Below are 16,812 nucleotides of genomic sequence, written 5' to 3' on the forward strand. Positions count from 1 at the left end.
CATGCCGCATCACATCCTCGTCGCCGACGATGACCCGCATATCCGCGAAGTGATCTGCTTTGCGCTGGAAAAGGCCGGCATGAAGACGCAAGCGGTGGCCGACGGCGCCGCCGCTCTGATGGCCATCGAGCGCCGGGCGCCCGATCTCGTCGTGCTCGACATCGGCATGCCGGAAATGGACGGGCTCGAAGTCTGCCGGCGGCTCAGGCAGCGCTCCGACGTGCCGGTGCTGTTCCTGTCCGCGCGCGACGAGGAGATCGACCGTATCCTCGGGCTGGAAATGGGCGGCGACGACTATGTCACCAAACCGTTCAGCCCGCGCGAACTGGTCGCCCGCGTCAACGTCATCCTGCGGCGCGCCCGCCCGGCGCCGGAAACGGCCGACGACCGGCATTTCGCGCATGGCAAGCTCAGCCTGGCGCCGGCCAGCCACAGCGCCAGTTTCGACGGCAAGCCGCTGGCGCTGACGGGGATAGAATTCTCGATCCTCAGAGGATTTCTGGCGCGGCCGGCGCATGTGCTCGACCGCGACGCGGTGATGGCCAGCGCCTATGCCGCCAACATCCATGTCGCCGACCGCACCGTCGACAGCCATATCCGCAACATCCGCGCCAAGCTGGCGGCGGCGGGTTGCATGGACGGCATAGAGACCGTGCATGGCGTCGGCTTCCGGCTCGGCCGATGCAGCGCGTGAGCGCCCGCAAATGGATTGGCAGCAAATGGCGGCCGCGCCTGGCCACTGTCGTCGTCGCCATCCTGATCATGGTGATGGCGCTGCCGCTGGTCGGGCTGTTCTTCTTCCGGCTCTATGAGAACCAGCTGATCCGCCAGACCGAGGCCGAGCTGATCGCGCAAGGGGCCGTGCTCGCCGCCATCTATGCGCAGGATGTGCGTGACGCCGGCATTCCGGTGGAGAAGCTCGGCGCGGCGATGCCGGCGGCCGGTGTCAGCGATCGGAACTATCCTTACAATCCGATCGAGCCGCGCCTCGACCTCGCTTCCGATTATGTCCTGCCGACGCGGCCAGTGGCGAAGGCCGCGACCATTGATCCGGCCTATGCGGCGATCGGCGTCCGCCTGTCCGGCATTCTTGACGCCACGCAGAAAACCACGCTGGCCGGCTTTCGGGTGCTCGACCCCTCAGGCATCGTCATCGCCGGGCGCGAGGAGATCGGCCTGTCGCTCGGCGATGTCGAAGAGGTGCGCGCAGCACTTGCCGGTCACTATGCCAGCGCGCTCAGGCTGCGCATCCCCGACCAGCCAACGCCGCCGCTCTATTCGGTCAGCCGCGGCACCAAGGTGCGTGTCTTCGTCGCCATGCCGGTTGCCGTCGCGGGACAGGTCGCCGGCGTCGTCTATCTGTCGCGAACGCCGAACAACATCATCAAACATCTCTATGGCGAGCGCGGCAAGGTGACGTTGGCGGCCATCGCCATACTCGGCGGCACGTTGCTCATCGGCCTCGTCTTCCTGCGCACCGTCAGCCGGCCGATCTACGCGCTGATCGAGCGCACAGAGCGTATCGCCGCAGGCGACCGCGCGGCGATCCGGCCGCTCGACCATCACGGCACGCGCGAAATGGCCGAGCTTTCCGCCGCCTTTCTCGACATGGCGGAAAAGCTGCAGGCGCGATCGGACAGCATCCAGACCTTTGCCACCTATGTCTCGCATGAACTCAAATCGCCGCTGACGGCGATCCAGGGCGCAGCCGAACTGTTGCGCGATTCCGGTGGCACCATGGACGAGGCCGAGCGGCAGCGGTTTTCCAACAACATCGTCACCGATGCCGGACGGCTCAATCTCCTGGTGCGGCGCCTGCTCGATTTGGCCCGCGCCGAAAATCTGGCGCCGAGCGGTGAAAGCACATCGCTCGGCGCCGCACTGGCGCTGCTGCCAGCCGAGGAGAGGGTGGCGGTTCGCATCGAGGCGGGCGGCGATATCGGTCTGCGCATATCGGCGGAAAACGCCGCGATCGTGCTGGCCAATCTCATCGACAATTCGGCGCGGCATGGCGCGACGCAGGTTTCGGTCACGGCGGCGAGCACGGGCGGCAAGGCGATGGTGCTGGTCAGCGATGACGGCGCCGGCATTTCGCCGAGCAATCGCAACAGGATTTTCGAGCCGTTTTTCACCACGCGTCGCGACAGTGGCGGCACCGGCATGGGCCTCGGCATCGTGCTGGCCCTCCTGAAAGCGCATGATGGTACGATCCGCCTGGTTGACTCCGGGCGCGGCACGCGCTTCGAGATTATCGTGCCGGTTGCGTAGGGATGCAGGCGGCGAAGCGGAGAAAAAATGCGCTACGACATCGTCATCATCGGCGGGGCCATCGTCGGGTCCTCGATCGCCTACTATCTGCGCGAGGAAGGCTTTTCCGGCTCGATCGCGCTGGTTGAGCGCGACCCGCAATTTGCGCATGCGGCAACGACACTCTCCTGCGCCTCCATCCGCCAGCAATTCTCCATTCCGGAAAACATTCGCCTGTCGCAGTTCACGCTGAAACTGTTCCGGCGGCTGACGGAAACCTTCGGCGCCGACGCTGATATCGGCTTTCGCGAAGGCGGCTATCTGATCCTGGCCGGCGAGAACGGGCTGCCGATCCTCAAAGCCAACCACGAGGCGCAGATGGCCGAAGGCGCCGACATCGTGCTGGAGGATGCCGACGCGCTGGTGCGGCGGTTTTCGTGGCTGTCGGCCGAGGGCATCACCGCCGGCGCCTATGGCCGCAGCGGCGAGGGCTGGTTCGACGCGCATGCCATGCTGATGCTGTTTCGCAAGGCGCTGCGCGCGAAAAAGATCGATTTCATCACCGCTGACGTCACCGGCATCGAACGACAGGGCGACCGCGTCACCAGCGTCAGCCTCGACAATGGCGACAAGCTGGAGGCCGGCACAATCATCAACGCCGCCGGGCCGAATGCCGGCAAGGTTTCAGCGATGGCCGGGCTGGCGCTGCCGGTGGAGCCGCGCAAGCGCAACGTCTTCGTCTTCGAGGCGCGCGAAAGATATGCCGACATGCCGCTGCTGGTCGATCCCTCGGGCATCTATGTCAGGCCGGAAGGCTCGGTCTACATCACCGGCGGCGCCGAGCCGGAAGACGGCGATGGCCCCGCCGACCCTCAGGATTTCGATGTCGAATGGCCATTGTTCGAAGAGGTGATCTGGCCGGTGCTGGCCACCCGCATTCCGGCCTTCGAGGCGATCAAACCGACCCGCGCCTGGGTCGGCCATTACGACTACAACACGCTCGACCAGAACGCGGTGATCGGCCCGCATCCCGAGGTGACGAATTTCCTGTTCGCCAACGGATTCTCGGGTCACGGCCTGCAGCAGGCACCGGCGGTCGGCAAGGCGCTGGCCGAGCTTCTGGTGCATGGCGGCTACCGCACGGTGGATTGCTCGGCGTTTGGCTATGAGCGCGTCGCCGAGGGGCGGGCGTTTCGGGAATTGAATGTGATTTGAGCGGGACAGGTGCAACCTTCCCTTCTCCCCTTGTGGGAGAAGGTGTCACCGAAGGCGACGGGTGAGGGGTGCTCCAGGAAACACCAACGTCTCACTCCGCTGGAGCACCCCTCATCCGTCTCGGCGCTGTCGCGCCGATCCACCTTCTCCCACAAGGGGAGAAGGAAGAGGCGTCAGGCTTTCCGCCCAAACCAAAACGCATCCGCCATGCGCTTCATGCCGATGCGTTCGTAGAAGCCGATGGCGTCGGGCATCGAAATGAGGCTGATCGCGACGGAGGGTCCGAGCTGCCGGCGCGCCTCATTCATCAGGCCCTTGCCGATGCCGAGTCCTTGCGCCGATTGGGAAACGGCGAGTTCGGAGATGTAGCAGACCCAGGAAAAGTCGGTCATGGCCCTGAGAACGCCGATCAGCGGCTTGCCTTCGATGTCGAGGCGCGCGGTCAGCACCAGGTCGGCATTGGCAAGCATTGTTTTCAGCCGGGCGTCGTCATTGACGGGGCGTGTGTCGCCGAGGCCGGATTCGACCAGCACGCGACGAAACTCGGCGGTCTCGAGTTCCGACTCGCTGGCATAGAGGATTTTTGAAGGAGATGTCATGCCGGCCAAGGTGCACCAGCGGCCGCCGCTTTTGAAGACGCTGCGCTCGATCTTTTGATCGAGGACCAAGACCAGGCTCAAACAGCCGCCTTTTAATTGCCTGCGCCTTTGTGTAAACCGGCGTCAGCAAATCCTCCCGCAACGAAAATACGGGCAAAAGCCATGGAAAAATTCACCAAGCTCACCGGCGTCGCCGCGCCGATGCCGATCGTCAATGTCGACACCGACATGATCATCCCCAAGGATTATCTCAAGACGATCAAGCGCACCGGGCTCGGCACCGGCCTGTTCGCCGAAATGCGCTACAATGATGACGGCTCGGAAAATCCTGATTTCGTGCTCAACAAGCCGGCCTATCGCAAGGCGCAGATCCTGGTCGCCGGCGACAATTTCGGCTGCGGCTCGAGCCGCGAGCATGCGCCGTGGGCGCTGCTCGACTTCGGCATACGCTGCGTCATCTCGACCTCGTTCGCCGACATTTTCTACAACAACTGCTTCAAGAACGGCATCCTGCCGATCACCGTCAGCCCGGAAGATCTGGAGAAGCTGATGGACGACGCCTCGCGCGGCTCCAACGCAACGGTTTCGGTCGACCTCGAGGCCAAGGAAATCCGCGGCCCGGATGGCGGCGTGGTGCATTTCGACCTCGACGACTTCAAGCGCCACTGCCTGCTCAACGGCCTCGACGATATCGGCCTGACCATGGAGAAGGCCGGCGCCATTGCCTCGTTCGAGAAGAAGAACGCCGCCGAGCGCCCCTGGGCCTGAGCGGTGCGATGACCCGGCCGCGACTGGCCGGGTTCGTGGCGGCTGAACGGGAGGGACAGGTCATGACACGTTCGCTTCTTGCCGGCGTCTGCGCGCTGGCGTGGATGTTGATGTCGGTGGCTGGTGCGCATGCACAGACGGACAAGGTGCTGGTGCCGGCTGAAGATCCGTCCGGCGGGGCGAACCCGGGCGCATCGAGCAATGCGGCTCTGGCCGACGATGACAGCCAGGGACCGATCCCGTTCGAGGGTGGGCAGCTGACCATCACCCAGCCTGAGCAGGATGGCGAGAAGGTGCTGGCCTATGACGGCAAGCAGCTCGCCAGCAATTATGAGGTGTTCTTCGACAAGGTGGTCAAGGTTGGCGGCGTCAACGTCGCGTTGGTCAATGTCGGCGATGGCGGCAACCAGTGCGGGCCGGCCACGGTGATCGTCTGGAAGCCGGAAGGCGGCGAGATCCAGAGCCTCACAGTCGAACAGGACGAGTGCGGCGCGCCGCCGGCGGCGGTCGCCGACAACGCCATCTATTTCGTGCCCTATCTGCTGCCGGGCGCTTCGCAGCAAGCGCTGCAATGGTCGCCAACCGAAGGGCTGACGATTTCAGGCGATCTGACTTACGCGCCCGAGCCGGGCACCGACTGGAAGGACATCGACCCCTCCAAATACCAGAACATCATCGACGCCTTCCACAACGAGGCCGTCTACAAGGCGGCCAAGACGCTGCTCGGCGACACCATGCCCGACATGGCGACCAGCCTGCTGGTCGGTGGCGGCACCGAAAAGACCGCATCCGGCGCCTTCTACGCCACCGGCTGCGTCCCGCATGATTGCGGCGGCAATGACGGCTTCATGGCGGTCGACCCGGCCAAGCACGCGCTCTACTTCTCCAGGCGCGGCGACAATGGCGAGCCGAATGCGTGGCCGCCGCTGAAGGACTGGCCGGCGGATGTGAAGGAAGCGCTGGACAAGGCGCTGGGGTCGGCGAACTAGGGCTCGGCACACCATCGCGGCTTCGTCATCCACGGGCGGAGCGACGCGAAGCGGAGCGCAGACCCGAGGATCCATGCCGTCACCCGTTGCCGTAGAATTCAACGGTGCAGAATTCTGAAACGCCGCAACGCCTCGAGGTCACGGCATGGATCCCAGGGTCTGCGCGCGTCGCTTCGCTCCTTGCTTCGCCCTGGGATGACGACGGGAGGGATGTCTCGGTCAATCTCCGATGTTGCGCTTTGCCTTCGTGATAATAATCCCCTCGGCTTGGCCCACGACCGAGCAGCGCGTCTCCTGCTAGATGCGAGCCAACAATCCGCGAGGACACCATGCGAAAACTCATCTCCACCGGTTCACCCTTCGAAAAGACCGCCGGCTATTCGCGCGCCGTGGTGCAGGGCGACTGGTGTTTCGTGTCCGGAACGACCGGCTACGATTACGCGACCATGACCATGCCGGAGACGGTCGAGGCGCAGACGCGCAATTGCCTGGCCACCATCGCCAAGGCGCTGCAGGACGGCGGCTTCGCCATGGCCGACGTGGTGCGGGCGCACTACTACATCACCGACCAGGCCTTCGTGGACATCGTCTTTCCGATCCTCGGCGAAACCTTTGGCGAGATCGGGCCGGCGGCGACGATGATCGTGTGCCAGCTCAACAAGCCGGAAATGAAGATCGAGATCGAAGTCACCGCGTTGCGGCGCGGATCATGAACGTCCGGCGCATCGTTGCAAACATAGGCACGCAGGACGTCGCGGCGGCAAAGCGCTTCTACCAGGATGTGCTCGGCCTTGATCTCAAGATGGACCTTGGCTGGATCGCCACCTACGGCTCGCAAGAGACAATGACCGTGCAGGTCAGCTTCATGGCCGAAGGCGGCTCCGGCACGCCAGTGCCCGATCTGTCGATCGAGGTCGACGATGTCGAGGCGGCGCTTGATGGGATGAAGACGGCTGGTTTCGCCATCGAATACGGACCCGCCGACGAACCCTGGGGCGTGCGCCGCTTCTATGTGCGCGATCCCTATGGCAGATTGGTGAATATCCTCTCGCATCGGTGATGACAGACTCCAGTTCCTCTCCCCCGCCCTTGGCGGGGGCGAGGAAATTCCTCCCCTTGCACTGTAACCGCTTGGCGTTTAGCAAGGCCGCGGTTTCTCCAAACGATGTTGGGACGGTTCTGATGGCTTCGAAAAATCTTCTCCTGCTCGCCGGCGACGGCATCGGCCCCGAGGCGATGGCCGAGGTGAAGAAGCTGATATCGGCCATGAACGCCAAGCTCGGCAGCGATTTTGCCACCGACGAGGGTCTGGTCGGCGGCTGCGCCTACGATGCGCATGGCGCGGCGATCTCCGATGCCGACATGGCAAAGGCGATGGCGGCCGATGCGGTGCTGTTCGGCGCCGTCGGCGGGCCGAAATGGGATGCGGTGCCTTACGAGGTGCGCCCCGAAGCCGGCCTGCTGCGGCTGCGCAAGGACATGGAACTGTTCGCCAACCTGCGTCCGGCCATCTGCTATCCGGCGCTGGCGGCGTCTTCCTCGCTCAAGCAGGAAGTGGTCGAGGGTCTCGACATATTGATCGTGCGCGAGCTCACCGGTGGCGTTTATTTCGGCGAACCGAAGCAGATCATCGATCTCGGCAATGGCCAGAAGCGCGGCATCGACACGCAGGTCTACGACACGTTCGAGATCGAGCGCATTTCGGGCGTCGCTTTCGAGCTGGCGCGGACGCGCAAGAACCACGTCACGTCGATGGAAAAGCGCAATGTGATGAAATCCGGCGTGCTGTGGAACGAGGTCGTCACCCAGACCCACAAGGCGCGCTATTCAGACGTCAAGCTCGACCACATGCTGGCCGATGCCGGCGGCATGCAGCTGGTGCGCTGGCCAAAGCAGTTCGACGTCATCGTCACCGACAATCTGTTCGGCGACATGTTGTCCGACATCGCCGCCATGCTGACCGGATCGATCGGCATGCTGCCGTCGGCCTCGCTCGGCGCGCCGGATGTGAAGACCAAGAAGCGCAAGGCGCTCTATGAGCCGGTGCACGGCTCGGCGCCCGACATCGCCGGCAAGGGCATCGCCAACCCGATCGCCATGATCGCGTCTTTTGCCATGTGCATGCGCTATTCGTTCGGCATGGTTGATGAGGCCGACAAGCTCGAAGCGGCAATCGCCGCCGTGCTCGAAGACGGCTTGCGGACAAAGGATATCTTGTCCGAGGGCATGACCGAGGTCGGCACCGTTGCAATGGGCGATGCAATCATCGCCAAGTTCCTGGGCTGATCCCATTGCGGTCGACGTCCGCTGGGCGACGGCCGGGGATGCGGCGGTTCTAAACCCTGACTCCAGCAGGCACCGGTCCCCACTGGTTTTCCTTGGCCTGCGTCGGGATCAGCGCGAAGACCATGATGATCAGGCTGCCGATGGTCGGGATCAAGACCAGCAGACAGAGCCATCCCGGCAGGCCGATGTCGTGCAGGCGGCGAACGGCCATCCCGAGGCTGGGCAGGAATGTCGCCAGCAGGAAGGTGCCGCAAAGGCCAACGGTTGCCGCTGCCGACATGTCGCTGTCGAAATTGCCCATTTTGGCGTCGAGGAACAGTCCAAGGCCACCGACGATGAGCAGAGAAACCACCCAGAACAGGAAATAGCTCCAATATTCCTTGCGGTGGGCCCGGCCTCCGAAATTGAAGTAGTTCTGCGTCAGGGCGTGCCAGAAATAGCCCCACAGATCGGTGGGTTCGCCGGGCACGTTTTCGGCGGCACGGCCGAAATGCTGTGGCCCCGCGGGCGCGCTGCCTGCCTGGCGCGGTGGGGCACTCGCTGCGGCAGCAGCGCTGTCGGTCGGATTCTGGGCGCCGATCGAGAAAATGTCGCGCGCCTGGCCGCCGCCGGGCTGGAACTCGACGGCGGTGCCCTTGGCCATCGACACCTCGCGGCGCAGGCTCTCCCGCGTGAAGGTGTAGCGGTTGCCGTCGGCGCCGGTGATGAAACCGAAGCCTTGCGCCTCGTCATAGTGAAGAACTTCGCCGCGCATCCGCTCACCCCCGTGTTCGCGCTCCAGACTGTTCAAAGTTCTGGCATATCGCAAGGGGGCATACGCCAGCGGCGGAAATCAGGCCGGCCGGTTCTTCGACTTCTTGTGTTTCGGCGGTCCGGCCTTGTCGAATTTCGGCTTGCCCGCTTTCGGAGCCCACGGCTTTGCCTCGAATGCCGGGCGCTGATCGCCCGCTGCCGGCGGCCGCTTCTCGAATTTGCGCTTCGGCGCGTTCGGGTCGAACGTCCCCTTGCCGCGGTGTGGCTTCTTGTCCGGATTTGGCGGCTGATAGCCGGCGCGCGACAGATCGGGTGTGCCGTCCAGCCGCTTCACCGCGATGTTGTTCTGCAATTTGCGGTCGGGGCCGATGGCGGCGAGAAAGCGGTCGGCCCAGTCGGCCGAAATCTGCACGAAGGTTTCCTCCGGCTGCATCTTGATGGCGCCGATCTCGCGCTTGGTGATGCCGCCGGTGCGGCACAGCATCGGGATCAGCCAGCGCGGCTCGGCATTCTGCCGCCGCCCCACCGAAACCGAGAACCAGACGCTGTCGCCGAAATCGTCGCGGCGGCTGGGGGCCTCGTCGCGGCGCGCGAAGGTTTCGCCCGCCGGTCTTTCACGCGAAGGCGTGAACGGCGCGATTTCCATGAGATCCTCGGGCGCCGAACGGCTGGCGCGGCACTGGCGCACGAAGGCGGCCGCCACCTGTTCGGCGCCGTGCCGGGCGAGCAGCGCGTCGATGAAGCCGCGCTCGTCATCCTTTACCGGCTCGTCGAAAGCTGGATCGGCGAGAATGCGTTCATCGTCGCGGCGGATCACGTCGTCGGCCGAGGGCGGGCTCGCCCATGTCGCCTTGAGCCCGGCATTCTGGAGCAGCCGTTCGGTGCGCTTGCGGGCATTGTTGGGCACGATCAGCGCGCTGACGCCCTTGCGCCCGGCGCGTCCGGTGCGCCCACTGCGGTGCAGCAGCGTTTCCGGGTTGGTCGGCAAATCGGCGTGGATCACCAGTTCGAGGTTGGGCAGGTCGATGCCGCGCGCCGCCACGTCAGTTGCGATGCAGACTTTGGCACGGCCGTCGCGCATCGCCTGCAGCGCATGGCTGCGCTCGTTCTGGCTGAGCTCGCCGGAAAGCGCCACGACGGAAAAATTGCGGTTGTTGAAACGCGCGGTGAGGTGGTTCACCGCGGCGCGGGTGTTGCAGAACACCAGCGCGTTCTTGGCCTCGTAATAGCGCAGCACGTTGATGATGGCGTTCTCGCGGTCGGCCTGGGCGACGCTCAGCGCCCGGTATTCTATGTCGAGATGCTGCTTTTCCTCACCCGCGGCCGAGATGCGCACCGCGTCGCGCTGGTAGCCCTTGGCCAGCGTGGCGATGGAGCGCGGCACGGTGGCCGAGAACATCAGCGTGCGGCGGGCGGCTGGTGCCGCGTCGAGAATGAATTCCAGATCCTCGCGAAAGCCGAGATCGAGCATCTCGTCGGCCTCGTCGAGCACCACGGCCTTCAGCGCCGACATGTCGAGCGAGTGCCGGGTGATGTGGTCGCGCAGCCGGCCGGGGGTGCCGACGACGATATGGGCGCCGCGCTCCAGCGCCCGCTTTTCGGTGCGCATGTCCATGCCGCCGACGCAGGAGGCCACCGTGGCGCCGGTCAGTTCGTAAAGCCATTCCAGCTCGCGGGTGACCTGCAGCGCCAGTTCGCGCGTCGGCGCCACCGCCAGCGCCAGCGGTGCCGAGGCATGGACAAAGCGCTCGGCATCGCCAAGCAGCGTCGGCGCCAGCGCCAGGCCGAAGGCGACGGTCTTGCCGGAGCCGGTCTGGGCGGAAACCAGCGCATCGGCCTGGCCGAGCTCCAGCACCGCCTTCTGCACCGCCGTCAGCTCGGAATAGCCGCGTTTTTCCAGCGCCTTTGCCAGCGCCGGGACAATAGCTTCGAAGTTGGACATCTCACTCTTTCGGAATTCGGGGTCTGCGCTCGTCAGGGAGCGCGAGCCGGGGCTGGCGCAGCGCCAACCAAACAATCTTGGCCGTTCGTACTTCCTGCCGCCTCTCTTGTACAGGGCAAGCCGTGGCGTGCTTCCCTTCTCCCCCTGTGGGAGAAGGTGGCCGAGCGAAGCTCGGTCGGATGAGGGGTGCTCCAGCTTGGCACCCACCGCGCTCCGTCCAACACCCCTCAACCGTCTCGGCGCTGCGCGCCGATCCACCTTCTCCCACAAGGGGAGAAGGAAGGACCACCAATTGACTCTTGACGCAAACCGCGTAAAAGCCGGCACCGAACAGGACAGTTTTCGATGCGCGGCCTTTTGATGGCGTTTCTTGCATTCGATTTCCCTGGCCACAATGCAAATCATTGGGCCGGGCGCGTCGGCGCGTCTCCTCGTTCCAGCAAAACCATGGCCAAAACCACCACCAAAACGGTGTGATTCCCTTGGCCTAACCACCCTCTCCCGGGTTCGGCCCGGGGGACGAAACCCGCATTGGCCGGCGGGTTTTCTCCAAAAACCGAGCGGAGAGGGACAGGAGATCACTATGAGTTTCAAGGTTGCGATCGTCGGTGCCACGGGCAATGTGGGCCGGGAAATGCTCAACATACTGGAAGAGCGCGGCTTTCCGGTGAGCGAAGTAGTGGCGCTGGCCTCGCGGCGCAGCCAGGGCACCGAAGTGTCGTTCGGCGACCGCACGCTGAAGGTCAGGACGCTCGACCAGTATGATTTTTCCGACACCGACATCTGCATCATGTCGGCCGGCGGCGCTGTTTCCAAGGAATGGTCGCCGAAGATCGGCAAGCAGGGCTGCGTCGTCATCGATAATTCGTCGGCCTTCCGCTACGACCAGGACGTGCCGCTGATCGTGCCTGAGGTGAACCCGGACGCGATCTCGCTGTTCACCCGCAAGAACATCATCGCCAATCCGAACTGCTCGACGGCGCAGCTGGTTGTCGCGCTGAAGCCACTGCACGACTTCGCCACCATCAAGCGTGTCGTCGTCGCCACCTACCAGTCGGTCTCGGGCGCCGGCAAGGAAGGCATGGACGAGCTCTTTACCCAGACCCGCGCGGTCTTCGTCGCCGACCAGGTCGACGTCAAGAAGTTCACCAAGCGCATCGCCTTCAACGTCATTCCGCATATCGACGTCTTCCTCGACGACGGCTTTACCAAGGAAGAGTGGAAGATGGTCGCCGAGACCAAGAAGATGCTCGACCCCAAGATCAAGCTGACGGCAACCTGCGTGCGGGTGCCGGTGTTCATCGGCCATTCGGAAGCGGTCAACATCGAGTTCGAAAAGCCGATCACCGCCGACGAGGCGCGCGACATCCTGCGCGAGGCTCCCGGCTGCCAGGTCTTGGACAAGCGCGAGGACGGCGGCTACATCACGCCGCTCGAATCGGCCGGCGAGGACGCCACCTTCATCTCGCGCATCCGCGAGGATTCGACCATCGACAACGGCCTGTCGATGTGGATCGTCTCCGACAATCTGCGCAAGGGTGCCGCGCTCAACGCGGTGCAGATCGCCGAGCTTCTGGTCGAGCGCGGTCTGATCCAGCCGAAGAAGAAGGCGGCATAGTTTTTCGCTCACGGGCCGTATCGCCGCTGCCGCGGCGGGCCCTCCGCGGGGGCGCCGGAAAGCCGGCGGCCCGCAGTCGCGGGCTCGGCCTTCGGCCGTTAGCCTCCTTCTCCCCGTTCACGGGGAGAAGGTCCCGGCAGGGGGATGAGGGGCGGCACGGGCCTCTGTAGAGAGATGCTTTTTGAACGATTCGGCCAAAGTCACGCTTCGCCCGGCCACCAGCTCCGACACCACTGCCATCGCCAGGCTCATGCGGGCAGCGCTTGGCTCGTTCGACTGGATGCCGGTCATCCACACGCCGGACGAGGATCTTGCCTTCATCCGCGACATCGTGCTGCCCCGGCAGCAGGTGACGGTCGCCGAGGTCGCCGAGAATATCGTCGGCTTCATTGCCGTCAGCGGCGATTGGGTGGAGCAGCTCTATCTCGACCCGGCCTGGACGGGACAAGGCATCGGGAGCCGGTTGCTGGTGCAAGCGACCGCCGCGCTACGGATCGTGAAACTGCATTGCTTCCAGGCCAACACCGGCGCCCGGCGTTTCTATGAGCGACACGGTTTTCGCGCCGAGTCGTTCGGCGACGGCACCACCAATGAGGAAGGCCTGCCGGATATTCTCTACGTCCGCCGCTTGTGAAGCTCAGCCGGCGCTGTCCTTGGCCAACTGGCGCAGCAGTTCCATCGCTTCTTCGGACCGGTCGGCCGGCACGAACAGATGGTCGTGATAGAAAGCCGAGACCGGATTGACGCCCATGCCGGCAGCGGCGAGCCGCGTCGTGATGGCGGCGAGGAAGCCGACCGCGTCCAGCGACGAATGGATGTTTAGCGTGATCATGCGGCAGCGGAACGAAGCGGCTAGGCCGGCTGCTCTTGCCGCGCCCTCGGTCACGATCAATGTCAGACCCTCTCGTTCGCGAAAGACCATCACCGGGTCGACGCCTTGCGGCTGCGCAGCGCCAGGTGCGAGCGTGACGAAGACATGGATGGCCGGAAGCAGTTCGGGCGTCATCGACGCCAGCAGCTTTTTCAGATCGGTCTCGCCGGTCATGGTGCCTCCTTGGGCGTTCCCAAGCTGCGGGAACTGTCCCGCTTCGTCCTTGGACCGGCCGGCATCGCGCCGGTAGTCCCCCACTTGGGCGACATGGCGATGTCGCTGGCGGCCGAGCTTGCCTTGCCGGTGCATTGCACACTAGACGGGCTCAGGACCGGCGCCGGTCCGTGAAAGGGGTTTCGATGATCGTTCGCCCGCGTCCGGGATTCCTGCATCTGTTCTTTATCATGCGCGGCTCCGTGGTGCCGCGCATCCTGCCGCAAATCTTCGGCTTTGCCGCCTATGGCGCGATGGTGGTGGTCATCGTCAGGGCATTGAAGCTCGACTTCGGCAATGCCGGCACGGCACCCTTCGCATTGCTCGGCGTCGCACTGTCAATCTATCTGGGCTTTCGCAACAACGCCGCCTATGACCGCTGGTGGGAAGCGCGCAAGCTGTGGGGCCAACTGGTCTTCGACATCCGCAATCTCGCGCGCGCGTCGAGCGGCCTGATCGAGGACCGCACCGAACTGCGCGGCCTGCTGATGGAAGCAACCGCCTTCTGTCACTTCCTGCGCGGCCTGCTCAGGCGCGTCGACGCCACGGCGGAAGCCCGCACCTTCATCGGCAACGACGTTGAAGGCGCCGCCAAGGCCGCCAACGCACCGGACGCCATGGTGCGGCGGATGGGCGGACGCATCGCGGCACTTCGCAAGGCAGGTGCCATCGATACGATCGGCTACCGCATCCTCGATGAGCGGCTGTCGGAAATCGCCGCTGCGCAGGCCGGCTGCGAGCGCATCGCCGGGACGCCGCTGCCCTTTGCCTACACGCTGCTCCTGCAGCGGACCGCCTACATCTTCTGCCTGCTTTTGCCATTCGGGCTGGCCTCGGCCGCCGGCTGGGCGACGCCGCTGTTCACGGCGCTGATCGCCTACACTTTCTTCGGTCTCGACGCGCTGTCGGAAGAACTCGAGGATCCGTTCGGCACCGAGGCCAACGATCTGGCGCTCGACGGTCTCTGCCGCGTCTGCGAAATCTCGGTGTTCGAGGCGTTGGGCGAGACGCCGCCGAAGATGATTGCGGCGGAGAAGTTTTATTTTTCGTAGGTCTTCGCGAGGCCGATAGGCAGTGAACGTTGATGCTTCGGTGGTCAGCAAACCTTCGAGAATAGCTGGAACATCCCTCCCTTCGTCATCCTAGGGCGAAGCAGGAGCGCAGCGACGTCGCGGAGACCCTAGGATCCATGCCGTGATGCCTGTGGTACGCGAAGACGGACCACAAGCGAGCACTCTTCTTCGCAGCGAATGGACGCTTCCTTCTTGACCGCCGCATTCTTCGCCTGATGTCGCGGCATGGATCCTCGGGTCAAGCCCGAGGATGACGAAGGCGCGGCGGCCAGCGGCCTACTTTGACCCTGCTGTGGAGGACCCACCGCCGAAAAAGAATCCCGACCCTGTCGGATCATCGCCCCGTGCCCCGTCCTTGGTTCAACCCTGGCAAAACCGCCAGTGCCCGAACCAAACGGAGGAACACCAATGACCATTTCCCAAACCGCGCCCGTCTCATCCGGCGCCCTGTGGACCGGCCGGGTGCTCAGCGCCATCATCGTGCTGTTCATGATCTTCGACGGCGTCATCAAATTGCCGCCGCTCGACATCGTCACCCAGTCCATGGTGCCGCTCGGCTGGCCGGCCGATCCCAATGTTGCGCGCCTGCTCGGCATCATCGGCCTGGTCTCGACGGCGCTCTATGCGCTGCCACGCACCGCAGTGCTCGGCGCCATCCTGCTCACCGCCTATATGGGCGGCGCCATCGCCACCAATGTGCGCGTCGACAACCCGCTGTTTTCGCACACGCTGTTCGGCGTCTATCTTGGCATCATCCTGTGGGGCGGCCTGTATCTCAGGGACCCCCGGCTGCGTGCCCTCGTTCCGTTCACCCGATAAGCGCACACAAGAAGAAAAGAATGCTCACCACCATCATCGTCATCCTGGTTGTGCTGATCGCCGCCGTGCTCATCTATGCCGCGACACGGCCGGATGATTTCATCGTCAGCCGCTCGGCCAGCATCAATGCGTTGCCCGAGGCGATCTTTCCTGAGATCAACGATTTCAGGCGCTGGAGCGTTTGGTCGCCTTACGAGAAACTCGACCCGGCGATGAAGCGCACTTTCTCCGGCGCCGACAGCGGCAAGGGCGCCGCCTATGCCTGGCACAGCGGCGGCAAGGCCGGCATAGGTCGCATGGAAATCACCGGTTCGGTGCCGTCTTCGCTGATTGCGCTGAAGCTCGACTTCGAGAAGCCGTTCAAGGCCAACAACACGGTCGAGTTCACCTTGAAGCCGGCCGGCAACGCAACCACCGTCACCTGGGCCATGCGCGGCCGCTACCCGTTCATGGCCAAGCTGATCGGCGTGTTCATGAACTTCGACAGGCTGGTCGGCAAGGACTTCGAGGCCGGTCTCGCCAGTTTGAAAAGAGCTGCGGAAAAGTAAGGCAATCGCTTTGTCGCTCTCCTAAGGGATCAAATCACGTTTTCGTGCGTTGTCGATCCACGGCGGGTGAAAAGTTTGCCCCTTGGGAGAGGAACGACGATGAAAAAGATCATGCTTTTGATGGTGTTGCTGCTACCGCTCGGCGCCTGCTCGCAAACGGAAAAAGGCGCGGCGGTTGGTGGCCTGGGCGGTGCGGCCATAGGCGCCGCGGTGGCAAATGATCCGGTGGAAGGCGCTGTCGTTGGTGGTGCTGTCGGGGCCGTCGCCGGCGCGCTCATCGGCCGGGCCAACGAACCGGACCGCTGCCGCTACCGCGACCGCTACGGACGTACCTATATCGCCCGCTGTCCCGACGGCTATTGACCGGACGACACAACAAAAACGGCGGGCACAGGCCCGCCGTTTTCGTGAATGATGGATCGTGAATTACTCGGCTGTGGCGGCTGCCGCCTCGGCCGGTGCGGCTGCCGCGGCAGCAACAGCGGCGGCGGCATCTTCCTGCGCCTTCTTCAGCAGGGCAGAGCGCTCCTGCGCCTTCTTGCCCGGCTCGGCCTTCTTCGGGTTGGAGCGGGCGTCGCGCTTGGCAATGCCGGCTTCGTCGAGGAAGCGCAGCACGCGGTCGGTCGGCTGGGCGCCGTGCGACAGCCAATGCTTGACGCGGTCGGCGTCAACCTTGACGCGCTCGCCGTCCTTGGGCAGCAGCGGGTTCCACGAGCCGAGCGACTCGATGAACCGGCCGTCGCGCGGCGAACGGGCGTCGGCGACGACGACGTGGTAGTAGGGACGCTTCTTCGAGCCCGCGCGGGCCAGTCTGATTTTCAACGGCATTTCTGTTTCTCCTAACAATTCTGATTTCGTTGGTTGGTTGTGG

The 16,812-nt window shown here is 64.3% G+C and carries 21 protein-coding genes; 16 read left to right on the forward strand and 5 right to left on the reverse strand.

The window, feature by feature from the left end:
• Position 1 precedes the first annotated feature (1 nt).
• From AC1DXN_RS12505 to AC1DXN_RS12515, 3 genes are read left to right on the forward strand one after another with little or no spacing between them, the layout of a single operon-like run.
• Positions 2 to 694, forward strand: a complete 693-nt coding sequence (locus tag AC1DXN_RS12505; RefSeq protein ID WP_477270212.1) for a response regulator — start codon at positions 2 to 4, stop codon at positions 692 to 694.
• Complete coding sequence (locus AC1DXN_RS12510; protein WP_477270214.1) at positions 682 to 2,268, forward strand: ATP-binding protein; 1,587 nt, start codon at positions 682 to 684, stop codon at positions 2,266 to 2,268. Before AC1DXN_RS12505 ends, AC1DXN_RS12510 begins: the two co-directional genes overlap by 13 nt.
• Positions 2,269 to 2,295: 27 nt before the next feature.
• Positions 2,296 to 3,462: an NAD(P)/FAD-dependent oxidoreductase gene (locus AC1DXN_RS12515; protein ID WP_477270216.1), complete on the forward strand. Its 1,167-nt coding sequence runs from the start codon at positions 2,296 to 2,298 to the stop codon at positions 3,460 to 3,462.
• 173 nt (positions 3,463 to 3,635) lie between these two features.
• Here AC1DXN_RS12515 and AC1DXN_RS12520 read toward each other — a convergent pair whose 3' ends face one another.
• The gene (locus AC1DXN_RS12520; protein ID WP_477271454.1) at positions 3,636 to 4,061 is read right to left on the reverse strand and encodes a GNAT family N-acetyltransferase; all 426 of its coding nucleotides are present in this window, start codon (positions 4,059 to 4,061) and stop codon (positions 3,636 to 3,638) included.
• Between the two features lie 162 nt (positions 4,062 to 4,223).
• Here AC1DXN_RS12520 and leuD point away from each other — a divergent pair, with 162 nt between their 5' ends.
• The 5 genes from leuD to leuB all read left to right on the forward strand — a co-directional run bounded on the left by leuD (position 4,224) and on the right by leuB (position 8,104).
• A complete protein-coding gene (gene leuD / locus AC1DXN_RS12525) occupies positions 4,224 to 4,829 on the forward strand; it encodes a 3-isopropylmalate dehydratase small subunit (protein WP_477270218.1) in 606 nt (201 codons plus the stop codon).
• A gap of 62 nt (positions 4,830 to 4,891) precedes the next feature.
• Entirely contained in the window at positions 4,892 to 5,818 is a 927-nt protein-coding gene (locus tag AC1DXN_RS12530) for a hypothetical protein (RefSeq protein ID WP_477270220.1), read from the forward strand.
• Between the two features lie 329 nt (positions 5,819 to 6,147).
• Complete coding sequence (locus AC1DXN_RS12535; RefSeq protein WP_477270222.1) at positions 6,148 to 6,531, forward strand: RidA family protein; 384 nt, start codon at positions 6,148 to 6,150, stop codon at positions 6,529 to 6,531.
• Complete coding sequence (locus AC1DXN_RS12540) at positions 6,528 to 6,878, forward strand: VOC family protein (protein ID WP_477270224.1); 351 nt, start codon at positions 6,528 to 6,530, stop codon at positions 6,876 to 6,878. Before AC1DXN_RS12535 ends, AC1DXN_RS12540 begins: the two co-directional genes overlap by 4 nt.
• Positions 6,879 to 7,000: 122 nt before the next feature.
• On the forward strand, positions 7,001 to 8,104 hold the full coding sequence (gene leuB / locus AC1DXN_RS12545; protein WP_477270226.1) for a 3-isopropylmalate dehydrogenase: 1,104 nt from the start codon (positions 7,001 to 7,003) through the stop codon (positions 8,102 to 8,104).
• 49 nt (positions 8,105 to 8,153) lie between these two features.
• Here leuB and AC1DXN_RS12550 read toward each other — a convergent pair whose 3' ends face one another.
• Both AC1DXN_RS12550 and AC1DXN_RS12555 read right to left on the reverse strand, forming a co-directional pair.
• Positions 8,154 to 8,858 (reverse strand): DUF805 domain-containing protein, encoded by a 705-nt coding sequence (locus tag AC1DXN_RS12550; protein WP_477270228.1) that lies wholly within the window; start codon positions 8,856 to 8,858, stop codon positions 8,154 to 8,156.
• 78 nt (positions 8,859 to 8,936) lie between these two features.
• Complete coding sequence (locus AC1DXN_RS12555) at positions 8,937 to 10,799, reverse strand: DEAD/DEAH box helicase (RefSeq protein ID WP_477270229.1); 1,863 nt, start codon at positions 10,797 to 10,799, stop codon at positions 8,937 to 8,939.
• Positions 10,800 to 11,144: 345 nt separating this feature from the next.
• Here AC1DXN_RS12555 and AC1DXN_RS12560 point away from each other — a divergent pair, with 345 nt between their 5' ends.
• The 3 genes from AC1DXN_RS12560 to AC1DXN_RS12570 all read left to right on the forward strand — a co-directional run bounded on the left by AC1DXN_RS12560 (position 11,145) and on the right by AC1DXN_RS12570 (position 13,051).
• Positions 11,145 to 11,276 (forward strand): hypothetical protein, encoded by a 132-nt coding sequence (locus tag AC1DXN_RS12560; RefSeq protein WP_477270231.1) that lies wholly within the window; start codon positions 11,145 to 11,147, stop codon positions 11,274 to 11,276.
• 106 nt (positions 11,277 to 11,382) lie between these two features.
• The gene (locus AC1DXN_RS12565; protein ID WP_477270233.1) at positions 11,383 to 12,417 is read left to right on the forward strand and encodes an aspartate-semialdehyde dehydrogenase; all 1,035 of its coding nucleotides are present in this window, start codon (positions 11,383 to 11,385) and stop codon (positions 12,415 to 12,417) included.
• 181 nt (positions 12,418 to 12,598) lie between these two features.
• Positions 12,599 to 13,051 carry an N-acetyltransferase family protein gene (locus AC1DXN_RS12570; protein ID WP_477270235.1) on the forward strand — a complete coding sequence of 151 codons (453 nt, stop codon included), beginning with the start codon at positions 12,599 to 12,601 and terminating at the stop codon, positions 13,049 to 13,051.
• 3 nt (positions 13,052 to 13,054) lie between these two features.
• Here the strand turns inward: AC1DXN_RS12570 and AC1DXN_RS12575 are convergent, their stop codons facing one another.
• Positions 13,055 to 13,462, reverse strand: a complete 408-nt coding sequence (locus AC1DXN_RS12575; protein WP_477270237.1) for an ACT domain-containing protein — start codon at positions 13,460 to 13,462, stop codon at positions 13,055 to 13,057.
• A 9-nt stretch (positions 13,463 to 13,471) separates the two neighbouring features.
• Between AC1DXN_RS12575 and AC1DXN_RS12580 the strand changes: the two genes are divergently transcribed.
• The 5 genes from AC1DXN_RS12580 (at position 13,472) to AC1DXN_RS12600 (ending at position 16,304) form a co-directional block, all read left to right on the forward strand.
• A complete protein-coding gene (locus tag AC1DXN_RS12580; protein WP_477270239.1) occupies positions 13,472 to 13,636 on the forward strand; it encodes a hypothetical protein in 165 nt (54 codons plus the stop codon).
• An 11-nt stretch (positions 13,637 to 13,647) separates the two neighbouring features.
• Positions 13,648 to 14,553 carry a bestrophin family protein gene (locus AC1DXN_RS12585; RefSeq protein WP_477270241.1) on the forward strand — a complete coding sequence of 302 codons (906 nt, stop codon included), beginning with the start codon at positions 13,648 to 13,650 and terminating at the stop codon, positions 14,551 to 14,553.
• Positions 14,554 to 14,982: 429 nt separating this feature from the next.
• Positions 14,983 to 15,393, forward strand: coding sequence for a DoxX family protein (locus tag AC1DXN_RS12590; protein ID WP_477270243.1), 411 nt, complete (start codon positions 14,983 to 14,985; stop codon positions 15,391 to 15,393).
• 20 nt (positions 15,394 to 15,413) lie between these two features.
• Positions 15,414 to 15,941 carry an SRPBCC family protein gene (locus AC1DXN_RS12595; RefSeq protein WP_477270245.1) on the forward strand — a complete coding sequence of 176 codons (528 nt, stop codon included), beginning with the start codon at positions 15,414 to 15,416 and terminating at the stop codon, positions 15,939 to 15,941.
• A 99-nt stretch (positions 15,942 to 16,040) separates the two neighbouring features.
• Positions 16,041 to 16,304, forward strand: coding sequence for a glycine zipper domain-containing protein (locus tag AC1DXN_RS12600; RefSeq protein ID WP_477270247.1), 264 nt, complete (start codon positions 16,041 to 16,043; stop codon positions 16,302 to 16,304).
• 63 nt (positions 16,305 to 16,367) lie between these two features.
• Here AC1DXN_RS12600 and rpsP read toward each other — a convergent pair whose 3' ends face one another.
• Positions 16,368 to 16,769 (reverse strand): 30S ribosomal protein S16, encoded by a 402-nt coding sequence (gene rpsP, locus AC1DXN_RS12605; protein ID WP_477270249.1) that lies wholly within the window; start codon positions 16,767 to 16,769, stop codon positions 16,368 to 16,370.
• Between the last annotated feature and the right edge of the window lie 43 nt (positions 16,770 to 16,812).

The sequence above is a fragment of the Mesorhizobium sp. P2_H9 genome (assembly GCF_056403215.1).